Origin of the sequence: Prevotella heparinolytica (assembly GCF_004342845.1) — a bacterium.
In the GTDB taxonomy this organism is placed as follows: domain Bacteria; phylum Bacteroidota; class Bacteroidia; order Bacteroidales; family Bacteroidaceae; genus Bacteroides; species Bacteroides heparinolyticus.
This window is the reverse complement of sequence record NZ_SLXB01000001.1, coordinates 285,530-299,247: the sequence shown is the minus strand read 5'-3', so window position 1 is coordinate 299,247 and position 13,718 is coordinate 285,530. Positions and strand designations below refer to the sequence as shown.

The window sequence follows — 13,718 nt, the reverse complement described above, 5'->3', positions numbered from 1 at the left end:
AAGGTTTGCAGCTGTCAAACTTAGCAGAAGCAACCGTCTATCCCGAACTCAGGCAGGTTATCTCTTCTTGATAATGTCTGTCAGCTTCACGCTTTGGAAAGCCATGTGCGCCACGCTGCTCTCATACAAGATGCCTACCGTTTCCTTGTCAATCATCGTCAGGCAGGAATATCCCCAGCTCTCTCCCTCATCGAGCAGCAGTTGGTTTTCGGGCAACCAAGTAAGCCCGCCGTCCAGACTGGCCTTAATCGTGATATGATGACGTCCTTTCTTGGTATTGGGGTTGGAGAAAAGCAGCAGGTCTTTGCCCAAAGCATTGTCCTTGGCCTTCACGCTGATAAGGCTGGCCATACATACCGATTCCTGCAAAGCCTTGCGCGAAGAAGGGTGCTCCGTCCAGGTGCGACCCAAATCCTCGGTCACGGACACGGCACGGCTTCCACCTCTGTTGTCGCGCATGTTCAGCATCAGCACGCCCGGAGCCACTTCGGCCACCTGCGCTTCGGTGGTGTTGGTGCGGGCATGGTTATGGATGGTCCACGTGTTGCCACGGTCTTTGCTGTACATGATTCCGGCGTTGGGCACACGTGTAGAGTCGATGTACTGAATGGGGAAGACCAGCGTGCCGTCTTGCATGGTGATGCCCCGGCCCGGTCCTTGCAGCAGGAAGTACCACGAAGGCTCTTTCACCTGCTCCGTGATGTTGAAGGGTTCCGACCAAGTCTTGCCGTCGTCCGTACTCTTGGCCATGACAAGCTGTGCCGTACGGCTTCTGTCCATGCCCGGATGCGAACTCCACCACGCACGTTGGTTGCCCATGCCATGCGTCCAAGCGGCCACCACCCACACGTCGTTCGTTCGTGTGTCTACCAAGATGGAAGGGTCGCCCACCCCGTTCTGGGCGGCAGGCAGGCCACCTGTCTCGCCGAACGCCAGCGGCAGACGCATCTCTTCCCATGTGCGGCCACCGTCCGTGCTGCGGCTGAGCCCCACGTCTACATGTTCCTGCAAATCGGCACTGTTGTTGTAGCGCACATCGTAAACGCCAAGCAGCGTTCCGTTGTTCGTGGTGGCCAGTCCCGGAATGCGGAAAGCCGCCGAGCCGTCGTCGCCCGCATGGCGCACGCCTACTCCCATCCTGTGAACGATGCCTTCAGGAGTCGCCATCTGTATCGGAGCTTGTTTTCCGTCCACCTTTACCGAAGCCACAGTCGCCGTCACCTTACTGAAAAGAGTCGCTTCCGGTTTCATCTGCAAACTTACCCAGAAGTAATTGATTCCCGGAAAGAGTTCCTGATTGACCGTCATCACCACCTTGCCGCGTGGTCCGTCCACCTGCGCCTTGCAAATGGAATAAGACGGGTTAGCCGCCAACGTGCGGCCCACCGTGAAGGCAGAAACATAATCCACCGGTGCGAAAGGCTTCTTGGCATAGTTCTGAAGAGCTTCCGTACCGCTGTAATAGAGTTTCACCGAACGCACCTCGGAGAGCTTCACCTCCTTGCCGAAGTTCAGCACCACCTCGTTCAGCCTCTTGGCGGAAGTTGCCTCCAGCCGCATCCTGAACAGCACATTGTCCTGACGTTCTATCAGCACGGGAATTTGAGTTTCGTGCACAAAAACTGTGTCCGCAGCCTGCGCATAGGCCGCCTTTCCCGCCAGCAGCAGGAATACAAATAACAGGATTTTCTTCATTTCTTTCTTCTTTTTCTATGTTATAACTTCAAAGATAGGGCTTTATTTCAAATCCCCATCCGCTCATCTCCTCTAAAATTAAAAGAGTCCGCTCAAGAAGATTCGTATCCTCTCCTCAAGCGAACTCTTCACGTTATTTTCAGATTGAGATTATCAATTCTTATAACCCGGTGTTTGGTTCAACAGGTTATTATTCGTCAATGTATTTTGGTCAATCGGCCACAGCAATTTATCGGCAGACGCAGTAGAATACTTCGAGGTTAAACTGAAAAGGCGAATATCATACCAGCGACGACCTTCAAACAAAAATTCTCTGAACCGTTCTTTCAAAACAGCTTCAGACGGATCTTCATCCCCCGAAACAAATTTATTGTCGGTGTAGAAATCTCCCTTATCGTTTGGATAAGCCACTGTTTCCGAATAATTACTGCCATAAGCACGCTTACGCACTTCATTGATTTCGGCCGCAATATCCTCATTCAAAAAAGCCTTAGCTTCGGCCAACAACAACAAACAATCCGAGTAACGATAGATGGGATAATCATCGAGCATACTCCGAGTAGAACCACCAGCAAGCATGGTACCCTGAAATTTGTAAGCAAATGGAGCTACATACACCAATTCTCCCGCCGCATTTTTATTGTAAACAGCTTTCAATGAAGCAGCTTTTCTCGAATCTCCTTCTCTATACAATTTAAAATACAAATCTTTCTTGATAGCCAGGCGAGTCAAGCCGTTGATCTGACAGTCTTTCGTCTCCTTGATATTCGTTCCGGTTTCATCGTAATACGAACCATTGTTCATATAAGCCTGTTGAGGCAGAAGATTGCCATTGTAATATCCATTCCACAAAGTAAACTCATTCTCATTGCTGACAAAAGCAAAGATAATCTCGTTATTCACCTTATTATTAAAGCTGAATACATTGGCAAAATCCGACAATAAAGCTACATTCGGACAATTCTTCACTTCCTGAAGTGCCGCCTTCGCCGTCTGATAATCGGACGCTCCTCCATTCATCTGCTTACCGCTCCAAAGATAAACCTCTCCCTTCAGCATCTTAGTAGATCCTAACGACCAGTAATATTTACCTTTTGTAAAGGCATAGTTCGTTCCGAAAGCATCTTCCGAAGCCTGTATATCCTTCTTTATTTGCGTCATGACTTCCGCAGCGGCATCTTGCTTTCTGTTCAAATTCGACAAGTCCAGAGTAGCACCATTGGTATAATCCAGATAGATAACGGCATCGCCCCATGAACGCAACAAATGGAAATATAAATAGGCTCGTATACCGTAAGCAGCACCCAAGAAATATTTACGATCAGTATCACTCAAAACGGACGTATCCGTGGTCTTACTAATCATCAAGTTACATTGGTTAATCACATTATACAATCCGGCATAGTTGCTGATTCCCGGCTGTACTTCGGAAATGGTGTTATACGGAAAACGTTCCATGCCTTGTGTGGCTTCACCTCCGAAAGGAGTATCGCCATAAATATCGGCACGCGGTTCACCCAACAGAAAAAAATTATAGGAATAATTCCTAAAGTAAGAGTGAATGCCCACATTGAACGCACTGAAATGATCGGTCGTCCGCCAATAATTGGCATCTGTAATTTCACTTTCCGGCTGCAAGTCCAGAGAGTCGCAAGCAGCCACCGCAAATAAAGCTGCCCCAAATAATATATTGCTAAAAAACTTTTTCATACTTAATCGTGTGTTTAATTAGAATGTCACTGATAAACCGAACAATAATGTGCGAGGTGTGGGATAACGGCCGTCATCGACACCTGCCGCATTAGTTCCTGCAACAGCCGGTTCGGGAGATATACCGGAATAACCGGTAATATAGAATAAGTTCTGACCTGTCACGTAGACAGAAGCGTCACGTATAAATGCACCCTTTATAAGGTTCTTCGGAAGATTATAACTCAACGTGATCTCACGACATGCCAAATAATCACCTTTCTCATAGAAACGGGAACTGTTGTTATTCAAAGTCAAACTGGCATTGTTAGAACGCGTAATGTTATATTTGGCCAACTGATCGGCATAGTAGAATTTAGGCAGATCGGCATCAGGATTTGCTTCACTCCACGTATTCTTCACTTCTGAGATCAGATTGAATGTTCCTTGATACTGTCCGAGAGAACGAGCCAACAAGTCATTATACAATGTATGTCCCAACGCATAATCGAAACGGGCATACAGTGAGAGTCCCTTGTATCCGAAAGTGGTAGAGAAACCACCCGTCAGGTTGGGGAATATATTGCCTATCACCTTGCGGTCATACGAAGTAATCTTTCCGTCTCCGTCCATATCTTCCCAATAAACGTCTCCCGGCTCAATAGGTTTGTATCCGGCTTTTCCTTTGTACTCATCGGCTAAACCGGGACCATACAATTTACCTACGTCATCATACAACATATTGGCATTCGCTTTTACATCGTCCCAATCACGATAGATACGTTTTTGCTGATAGGCTACAATTTCGCCCAACTTACCGCCTTCCTGACGACCGCCTACCCATTTTGTATTATACGTCCACGTACCATCGGCATTTTTTACAGCTTGTCCGGCTGCCACTTCATAACCACCTACGCGGTTATTGTCATTGCTGTTTTTCGGCAACTTAAGGATTTTATTCGACACAGTAGTGATATTGGCCGTCATGTCCCAAGTAAAATCTTTTGTTTTAATCAGGTTGGCACGAATTTCAGCCTCAAATCCAGAGTTACGCAAATTACCCATATTGGTTGTAATGGAACCGAAACCTGTATAACCCGGAAGGTCAAGCGATGTCAGTAGATCTTGCGTCTCCCGATTGTAATAATCCAGAATGAACGAGAATTTGTTATGGAACAAACCTACATCCAAACCGACCTCGAACGTCTTACTTTTTTCCCACCGTAAGCCGGTATTCAACAGACCTATATTTACGATAGATGTAGCATTTCCGTAATTAGGCAGCGTGAAATTGCTGTTTACCTTAGAGCCATAAGCTCCATAAACCGTATAGTTTCCCAAGCCGTTTACATTACCGTTTGTTCCGTAGCTGACACGCGGTTTCAATGTAGTAATCACGTCTGCAACTTTCATCTCTTTCCAGAAGTCTTCCTCAGTTACATTCCAACCCAATGACACACCCGGGAAGAATCCCCAACGATTGTCCTTCAAGCGAGAGATACCGTCATAACGTCCTGTCAATGCCAGCAAATACTTCATTTTGAATTGTATTCGGCACGACCGAACGCGGACAAAATGCGATAAGCCGTTTTCTCCGTAGAAATGCCATCGTATTCCGACGCAACATTCATCGTAGCTATATCATCAGTGGGTGCTCCATGCGCACTTCCCTTCAATGTAAAACGGTCATAGGTATAATATTCACCGCCCAACATTACGTTCACGTCATGAACACCGTTGAACAGGTTGGTATAATTCAAAGTCGTGTTCATCTGCAGTTGGTTATATTTATCAATCTCGACGCTTGATGAACGGGTAGTATTGGGACTACCCTGATTCTGTTGCTGGTATGCCTTATTAAATGTTTCTTTCTGATATTGATAATTCAGTAAAGAGATATTCCCGTTCAGCACCAACTGTTTTTTGATAATATCAAGCGCAAACCCCGTGCTGAAAGTATAGCGTGCGGTACTGTTGTCTCGTTGTAACTTTGAAATCCAATATTGGGGATTACCGTCGGCCGACCCAAAGCCGCTTGCCGGTGAGCCATCTTCCCGATACGGATTCCAAGTGGGACGCTGCGAACGAGTACGATAGAATAAATTGTAGTTGCTGGAATAGATTTGCGGAGTAGTAGACCATATATAATTGGCACTTGCCTTAACCAAAAGAATAGGTAAAACTCTATACGAACCAACTAAATTGCCACTAAAACGTCTGAATCCGGTACTTTTCACTTGTCCGTCTTCATCATAATAGCCGAAACTGGCAGCAAATGTACCTTTATCATTTCCACCCGAGATATTCAGGTAATGTTCTTGAGTGGTGGCACTGTTATTAAATACCGCATCATCCAAAATACCGGAATGGTCTTTATATAAAATCTTCTTCCCGTCGTGATAAGGATCGTCCATCAATGACCATCCTTCATTTTGCAGATGTGAGGTTTCATCGGTCAGATAGCGTATATCGAAATTCGTATTACCAATACCATATCCCATTTGCCCGTCTACACTATAACCTTTACTGTTATATGCACTTACCGCCTCATTGGTTCTGCGCATACCCAAACGATTGTAATAAATATAATCGTGGGCATTCAAAAAGTCATATCCTTTGCGGGAATAGTTCTTACCATATTTGAAATTGTAGGTCACGGTAGCCTTGCCTTCCTTGCCGCTCTTCGTTTCAATCAAGATTACACCGCCATTGGCACGAGCACCATAAATAGCCGTAGAAGCAGCGTCCTTCAGCACCTGAATAGATTCTATGTCTTGCGGATTCACATCGGCCATACTGTTACGCACAATACCATCGACAATCACCAACGCATTATTATTACTGCCTGTGATAGTTGCTCCACCACGCAACACCATATTCGGAGTTGTACCGGGTTGACCGGAAGTATTGATAACACGAAGTCCCGTCACAGAACCTTGCAGTGCCTGACCGGCATTGCTGAATGCAGAGTTTTTAAGTACACTATTATCTACTTTTGAAATAGCTGTCGTCAAAGCTGCTCTTTTCTGCGAACCTCCATAACCAGTAACAACCACCTCTTCAAGTGCCTGTGCATTATCATGCAACACAATCTTCAGTGAAGTTCCGTTCCAAACAACCTCTTGCGTTTCATAACCCACGAAAGAGATTTGAATCACATCTCCTTTCTTTACACCTGCCAATGTAAAATCACCGTCTAATCCGGTAATCGTACCGTTGGTAGTTCCTTTCACTATCACCGACGCTCCGATTACCGTTTCACCGGTTGCATCGACCACCACACCCTTGCAAGTACCACTCTGCTGCATTATCTGCGCATGGGCACTTTTGCTTTCATCCGCTGCATAAACCGCACTCGACGACATCGCCAATGCCAGTAACAGCGTACAAACTGATTTCACTTGTTTCACCATAGCATTTATATTATTAAAAAGGCAATTTATTAAAGCGCAACCATAAAACAAATTCTTTAATATAAAGGTTATATTTTCACCGCAAATATAATTTAAAAATTGAGAATCTCAAAGATTAAATAAAAAAATATAGGAAGTTTGGGTGAATTATTAAAAACAAAACGGGAAAGAGGTAGATTCAGTAGATTCTGAACTACGCAAAACATCCCCAAGGCCTTACAGAAGGTTTCCGAAAAGCAGAGAAAACGATACGAAGAAAAGAGGTACATGTTGCTTTGCTTCCGAATGCAATATACCTACTGCGCACAAGTTGGCATCTTATGCTACTCAAGATGGCGTCTCGTGTTGTTCAAGATGGCATCTTGAGCATGGTATAACGCCGAGGCGAACAGGACTGGGATATATCAGGGGCTGGGGAATCTTAAGAATAGCCCCTATTATATAATCAGCCTTTAAAGGAATATACCGTTCCTGCCAAATCCACAAGTTTTTCTGTGTTTTTTTGCATATTTCAATCTAATCAACTATATTTACACACAAGTTGTATTTATGGTGTTTTTATCCAAAGTAAGCATATGTCTATTGACCTATAATCGACAATAGCATATACAATTCTTGTGTATAATTTGTTTTTAAGGGCATTCCAATCAACGGATTTCTAAAAGGATATAGAATTCCAATCTATATAATATTGTATAAACCTTTAATTAACATTATTATGAAACAGAAAACCTTTTATCTTATTTTCTGTGCATGCATCATAACCGGATGTATGGACTCCACACTTATAACAGAAAACAATCCTGTCCAAAATGAGTCAAAGGCATGTACTGCTGGCTCTCGCACATTTCAATTTCCCGTCCTACAATGGGAAAACTTTGAAAATTATGACCAAAAAATTGCGGCCTGTCAAATCCCTGAAGCCATCCTACCTAATATTCCTACCGACGAATTGATAGAAATTTGCATGGAATACCCCTTACTCTTTGATGCCTATGCCTTCAACACACCTTTGGCAGGGCTTAAGATTGTAGTCTCACGCTTCAATGGGTTTCAAGAACTGATGAGTAGAGAAGATAATTGTCTTTGCACATTCAACTTCTTAAAAGAACAAAACTTTAAAGAAACAGATTTCTCTAAGCTAACCAAGGCTGAAGAAGGGAAAATAACATTGAACTATGCCCTTTGCGAATATTTGATATCCTTTGATGAAATATTGCATAATGCGACAGACGCAATAAGAAAAGATATTGCAAGATATGCATATCAGACTTTAGAATTTAAAGAATCTCAAAAACAGAATTTCGCATGGAATGACCTCACAGCATCGGTATATCTTTGCGCAAAGATGTCTTCCATCAATAAATGGCAGACAAGAAGTACAAATCCTGCATTAAACGATTTTCTTGCAACAGGAGTATTGCAAGACATGAAACAATTCAATGACATTAAACAACAATGTCGAATATTAATTCAAGACTAAGGCTTTACGCCCAAGTTAAAGATATTATTTTTTCATAACAAGTTTCACACTCCTTCCATAAGAAGGAACATTATTACAAATTACCATGAAACATAATAAGACTCATATCAGAATCATACTCGGAATGGCTGCATTGTTCATTATGCTGCTAAGCCAGAGTTCGTTTGCCCAAATTTATACACCTCAAGGATCTCCCGTAACAGTATATAATATAGGTGAACAATTTACAAATGCGCAAAAAATCGCAATAAGACAAGATTTACAAAGAAGATACCCTAATGCCATCTATGTAGATGAAGCTACAACAACCTACAATTGTCATGCTTATGCGTGGAGCGTAAGCGAAGGAGGAAGCAAATATTGGATGAATTCACCTAATGACGACATCTATATGACAGATGGGAGCTATACCCAGACTTACCTATCTGATTCAAAGGCTACAAAAGTTTCTTACGCTGACGATGATCACTCAGCCATAGTATCATACGGAGGATATCTCATCTCTAAATGGGGGGCTTTATGCTTAATGAAACATAGACCCAACGATTGCCCCTACACTTCTAATAATCTAAAATATTACAAACTCAGCATGAGTATTTCTGGTGAAGAGAACATTCAACTACCTAGTAATACAGCTACTGTAACGAAACAATACACTTTATCAAATATTCCTGCAAATGCTACCGTAAATTGGAGCGTCAGTCCTGGAGCCTCTATCCTCAGCGGGCAAGGTAGCCAAACGATTCAAGTCGCATTTACAGGAACAGGAATAAGAAATGTAAAAGCAGTAGTGCATACCTCAACTGGTCAGAGTTTAAACATTCCCCCTTTAACGGTCACTACATCAATTGCCCCTATTGTTACAGATATAGAAATTTTTAAGTACTTTCAGGGTACAGGAGAATTCACATTAAAAGCCGTAACAAACAACCCCAATGGTATATTTACTTGGACCATAGAATCTGGAAATGCCGAACTATATGAGCTTCCTTATCCTGACGACGCTTCATTCTTAGAGTTTCCCAATATTTTCGCAGCAATTCGTTTCTATGAGTATGGCTGGTGCACAGTTACTGTAACTAGCACAGATATAAACGCCATTCAGAGCTATACTTATAGCAAGTCTTTCAGCATATCAGAAATATACGAAACGCAAAATTTTTATTAACCAAACGTGAATTCGATATAATTCTTATGCAATAAATCTGCTTTTGTCAATAATGTCAATATTCATGGACGGCTTCTTTGGCAGCAGGTTATAAGCTGTCAGCCCTGACAAGAGGAAACTGTTTATTCTTATTTCCGGGAAAGACATTACCCGATAAAAGCCCCTCCTTCCTTTGAAAAAAGTTGACACTCACTCTTATCATCTTCGTATTTTCTTCGTGTCTATAGCGAGCAACTCCACACGAACATGATACGAACTTGATACGAACATGGTACGAACATGGTACGAAGATGGTAAAACGAAGATGATGGCATTATAGCCCTTACAGAATATCTTTACAATCGACAGGGATAAAGGATTTGTTTTACACAGTTATCGATATTCAACCATAAATAAGTGAGATTACCAACTTTTAGTACACTTTTCTTATCTCGAACTGACGTTAAGTTATATCGAACTGACGTTAACCAATAACCCTGCACCACAATCAAGTTCATACCGGTTCTGTATCTTCCGTTCATGTATAGGAGCAGATATGGACTTGGCATGAATCACACTTGAGCATATTATGAACAAGGATTTATTTATAATGAGAGTGTGTCGCAATAAACGATACACTCTTTTTTGCATCTCACATAATTCAGATCATATATAACAATGTGTAAACACCCGTATGCCTCCAAGCTTGTTAAAACAGATTCAAAAGAAAACCATCCTACATATATTAAAAGCAAAAAGTGATAAGCAGTGAGAGCATACGTATAAAAAATGGAAAAGTGTAATATTTCAACGCTTTTAATGATGGAAAAAATGTAAAATATACAATGAATTCACGTTGGAAAAGTGTAAATTCTCTAAAGACCTCTCGCTTATTTGAGGAAAAAGCCATACCTTTATCGGCGAAAAGTGCAGACTTTATCAACTAATAAACAACGAATTATGATAAAACGTAAAGTTAACGAACAAATACGCGACTTTCTGTTGAACGACAGACGTTCCTTGCTGGTGACAGGATCCAGACAGGTTGGCAAGACTTTTTTGATCCGTAAAGTGGGGAAAGAGTGTTTCGACAATGTTGTGGAAATAAACTTTGTAGAACAACCCGAAGCCGTGGAACTGTTCAATGAACAGAAAGGGGCAAAAGACTTACTTCTACGCCTCTCTGCTTTCGCCCGCAAGCCTTTGATGCCTGGAAAGACCCTGATATTCTTTGACGAAGTGCAGAAATGCAAGGAGATTGTAACCGCCATCAAGTTCCTTGTGGATGAAGGAAGCTACAAATATGTCATGAGCGGATCGCTTTTGGGCGTGGAACTCGACAACCTGCGAAGTGTACCCGTAGGCTATATGGATGAGATTGAGATGTATCCCCTCGACCTGCTGGAATTCTTTGAGGCCATAGGTATCGGCAATGAAGTTATCGCCCATTTGCGTGAATGCTTTGAAGAGAAACGCCCTGTCGATGACTTTATCCATCAACGAATGCTGGAAGCAGTACGTTTGTTCCTTATTGTAGGTGGAATGCCTGCTGCCGTCCAAAAATACTTAGACACAAACAACCTAAAAAAGGTGTATGATGAACAGCGTGGCATCATCCGCACTTACAAGAGAGATATTACACAATATGATGTCAACCGCAAATTGCAGATAGAAGAGATTTATGACCTCATACCCTCGGAACTGAATGCCAAGAACAAGCGTTTCATCCTAAAGGAGTTAAACGAAAAAGCCCGCTTCAGCAAATACGAGGATAGTTTCCTGTGGTTGAAAAACGCAGGTGCGGCCATCCCGACATACAATCTTGAAGAGCCGCAAATCCCACTGCTATTGAGCAAGCAACGCAATCTATTCAAACTGCTTCTGAACGACGTAGGTCTTCTTGCAGCCATGTATGGCGGAAACATTCAGACCAAACTACTCAGCAAGGACTCCAATATCAACTACGGCTCCGTTTTTGAGAATCTCGTGGCGCAGGAACTCTACGCACACGGCTTTGCTGTAGAACACTCCTTGTACTACTTCAACAGCAAGAAGCAGGGCGAACTTGACTTTGTGGTAGAGTACGACAATCATGTACTGCCTATAGAAGTAAAGTCAGGCAAGGATTATGCCCGGCATAATGCGTTATCCAATGTGATGGACAATAAAGGGTACGATATTCCGTATGCCTTTGTTTTCTGCCAAGAAAATATAAAAGTAAAGGAGCGTGTTACTTACCTCCCCATCTACATGATTACTTTTTTAGAGCAAATACCCGTAGAGGATAATGTTTATAGATTTGATTTGACTGGATTAAAAAAACCTCATTCGTAGAACTCCTCCGGGAAGCGTGCACGAGCCAACTGGGCGAACAGTTCGGCGTACTTGCCGGCAACGGCTTGCGCAAAGCGTTCGCCTTTCTCGGCTGTGGAGAGTGACGGGTCGCCGATGCCCGTATCTTCGGTCGCCCGGCTCCAGTCGCGCGGCATCCAAGCTACTTTCTGGCGCAAGGCAGGCAGAGAGAACGGCCTGTAAGGTCCCGGACCGGCTGTGGAAAGGTCTACCAGCTCCGGATGATAATGCATCATGGCAGAAGTTTCCATTTCGTCGGCATGGTCGCCGGGATTATCAAAATAGTCTTTGGCAGGAAGCACAGCAAACCAGTCGCTCACCGCAATCAGAAAATCGGGATAGTCCACCGCCAAGTCGCGAATCATGTTCTTGAAGCTATTGCCACCGTGCCCGTTGATGAGGACAAGCTTGCGGAAGCCCTGCGCATGAAGCGAGGCCACTGTATCGGCGAGCACAGCCTTTTGCGTTTCATAGCGGGCATGGATGCAGAACTTGAGGTTTCGCTGTCCCGGATTCTGAGAACCCAACGTGACGGGAGGCAACACCATGCAACGTACTCCGTACTGCTGCAAAGCCTTCTCGGCGGCATCCACCGCCACGGCATGCGACAAGATGGCATCGGTCAGATAAGGCAGATGGAGATTGTGAGGCTCGGTGGCTCCCCAAGGCAGCACGACCAAATCGTACGTCAAGTCCCTGACTTCGCCATAGGAAGCCAGGGACAGGTTCAAGTGATTTTTATTTTTCATGGTAAATATCGTTACAGATGTCATTACACAACGAATAACTGCGAATCATCATGCGGGGAATGTGGAAAGGCCCTTTAAAGATATTGCCTTTGGCGGGTTGCGCCACCGTGCCGTCGCGATGCAGATAGCCGTACCACTCTCCGTGCTCCCGGTCGGGGAAGTGCGCATAGGTCCAGTCGCTGATTTGCTTGTGCATGGCCAGATACTTCTCGTCCTTCGTGGCCTGATAAGCATAGAGCGTGGCTATGATGGCTTCGGTCTGCGGCCACCAGAATTTCATGTCTTGCGAATAGTCCTGCACCGGCAGGTTGCGGCAGTCGCGGAAGTTGATGATACCACCGTATTGCTCGTCCCAGCCCCACTGCCACGACCAGTCGAGAATTTGCAAGGCCATATCCGTCAAATCCTTGTCCCCCCCCCGGTGCCGGGCCTCCTCCAGAATGAACCAAGCCGTTTCAATGCAGTGGCCGGGGTTTATCAGGCGGCCGTTGCAGGTATCGATGAATTCTCCTTCAGGGCCTACCATTTCGAGCAATGCCTTGAATTCGGGATGGATGAAGTAGCGGCGGATGGCGTCGAGCGATTCGTCTATCTGTGTGTTAAGTACAGGGTCGTCAATGGCTGCCCGGATGCGGGAAGCGGTGTTGATGAGAATCATGGTGATGGAGTGTCCGCGTGCTTGCAAAGCAGGCAGATACTTGGGTTCCAGAAAGCCGGGGGTAGCAAGGAACCTCTGAATCCGTTTGAACAGCTCAAGTGCCTTTTCGGCATAGCGTTTGTCGCCCGAGGCAATGGCATACTCGGACATGGCTATCGCCGCGAAGCACTCGGAGAACACATAACGACGCTTGCGCAGCGGAGTGCCGTCGGCAGCCACTTCGAAATACATGTGTCCGTCGGCATCGGCGCAATGAGCCTCGATGAAGTCGATGCAACTTTTCGACGCTTCCAGCCACTCAGGGTTGCGTTCCATCTGATTATAGGCATAAGCAGCCACAAAACCGAAGCGGCCTTGAAACCACACCGACTTGGTGCTGTCCATCAACCGTCCTTCGCGGTCGAGACAGGTGTACACACCGCCATGCTTGCGGTCGAGACCGTTGGCCAACCAGAAAGGCAGGATATCGGCCGTCAGGTCGTGCTTGTAGGAGTCTGCCCAGACCTTTAAATATTCAGTCACATTCATATCA

7 protein-coding genes and 2 pseudogenes are annotated in these 13,718 nt (G+C 44.6%); 3 read left to right on the top strand and 6 right to left on the bottom strand.

Going from position 1 to position 13,718, the window contains the following annotated elements; translation table 11 throughout:
• Positions 1–57: 57 nt before the first annotated feature.
• From EV202_RS01115 to EV202_RS01105, 3 genes and pseudogenes are all read right to left on the bottom strand, one after another.
• Positions 58–1,695, bottom strand: a complete 1,638-nt coding sequence (locus tag EV202_RS01115; RefSeq protein ID WP_131924803.1) for a sialidase family protein — start codon at positions 1,693–1,695, stop codon at positions 58–60.
• 153 nt (positions 1,696–1,848) lie between these two features.
• Positions 1,849–3,405 carry a SusD family outer membrane lipoprotein NanU gene (nanU, locus tag EV202_RS01110; protein ID WP_131924800.1) on the bottom strand — a complete coding sequence of 519 codons (1,557 nt, stop codon included), beginning with the start codon at positions 3,403–3,405 and terminating at the stop codon, positions 1,849–1,851.
• Positions 3,406–3,423: 18 nt separating this feature from the next.
• Positions 3,424–6,749: pseudogene (locus tag EV202_RS01105) on the bottom strand (SusC/RagA family TonB-linked outer membrane protein).
• A 766-nt stretch (positions 6,750–7,515) separates the two neighbouring features.
• Here EV202_RS01105 and EV202_RS01100 point away from each other — a divergent pair.
• Together EV202_RS01100 and EV202_RS01095 are read left to right on the top strand one after the other, a co-directional pair.
• A complete protein-coding gene (locus tag EV202_RS01100; protein WP_131924798.1) occupies positions 7,516–8,280 on the top strand; it encodes a hypothetical protein in 765 nt (254 codons plus the stop codon).
• 85 nt (positions 8,281–8,365) lie between these two features.
• Complete coding sequence (locus tag EV202_RS01095) at positions 8,366–9,448, top strand: hypothetical protein (RefSeq protein ID WP_131924795.1); 1,083 nt, start codon at positions 8,366–8,368, stop codon at positions 9,446–9,448.
• 24 nt (positions 9,449–9,472) lie between these two features.
• Here EV202_RS01095 and EV202_RS15490 read toward each other — a convergent pair.
• Positions 9,473–9,568: pseudogene (locus tag EV202_RS15490) on the bottom strand (IS982 family transposase); the annotation flags it as partial.
• A gap of 819 nt (positions 9,569–10,387) precedes the next feature.
• Between EV202_RS15490 and EV202_RS01085 the strand changes: the two are divergent.
• A complete protein-coding gene (locus tag EV202_RS01085) occupies positions 10,388–11,761 on the top strand; it encodes an ATP-binding protein (protein WP_131924792.1) in 1,374 nt (457 codons plus the stop codon).
• Here EV202_RS01085 and EV202_RS01080 read toward each other — a convergent pair.
• Together EV202_RS01080 and EV202_RS01075 are read right to left on the bottom strand one after the other, a co-directional pair.
• Positions 11,752–12,528 carry a creatininase family protein gene (locus EV202_RS01080; protein ID WP_131924789.1) on the bottom strand — a complete coding sequence of 259 codons (777 nt, stop codon included), beginning with the start codon at positions 12,526–12,528 and terminating at the stop codon, positions 11,752–11,754. The two genes, EV202_RS01085 and EV202_RS01080, sit on opposite strands and share 10 nt — an antisense overlap.
• Positions 12,518–13,714, bottom strand: coding sequence for an AGE family epimerase/isomerase (locus tag EV202_RS01075; protein WP_131924923.1), 1,197 nt, complete (start codon positions 13,712–13,714; stop codon positions 12,518–12,520). The genes EV202_RS01080 and EV202_RS01075 overlap by 11 nt, the downstream gene beginning before the upstream one ends.
• Between the last annotated feature and the right edge of the window lie 4 nt (positions 13,715–13,718).

Excerpts from the sequence above, each read along its gene's own strand:
- EV202_RS01115 (WP_131924803.1), bottom strand. The coding sequence starts at position 1,695 with ATGAAGAAAATCCTGTTATTTGTATTCCTGCTGCTGGCGGGAAAGGCG.
- nanU (WP_131924800.1), bottom strand. The coding sequence starts at position 3,405 with ATGAAAAAGTTTTTTAGCAATATATTATTTGGGGCAGCTTTATTTGCG.
- EV202_RS01100 (WP_131924798.1), top strand. The coding sequence starts at position 7,516 with ATGAAACAGAAAACCTTTTATCTTATTTTCTGTGCATGCATCATAACC.
- EV202_RS01095 (WP_131924795.1), top strand. The coding sequence starts at position 8,366 with ATGAAACATAATAAGACTCATATCAGAATCATACTCGGAATGGCTGCA.
- EV202_RS01085 (WP_131924792.1), top strand. The coding sequence starts at position 10,388 with ATGATAAAACGTAAAGTTAACGAACAAATACGCGACTTTCTGTTGAAC.
- EV202_RS01080 (WP_131924789.1), bottom strand. The coding sequence starts at position 12,528 with ATGAAAAATAAAAATCACTTGAACCTGTCCCTGGCTTCCTATGGCGAA.
- EV202_RS01075 (WP_131924923.1), bottom strand. The coding sequence starts at position 13,714 with ATGAATGTGACTGAATATTTAAAGGTCTGGGCAGACTCCTACAAGCAC.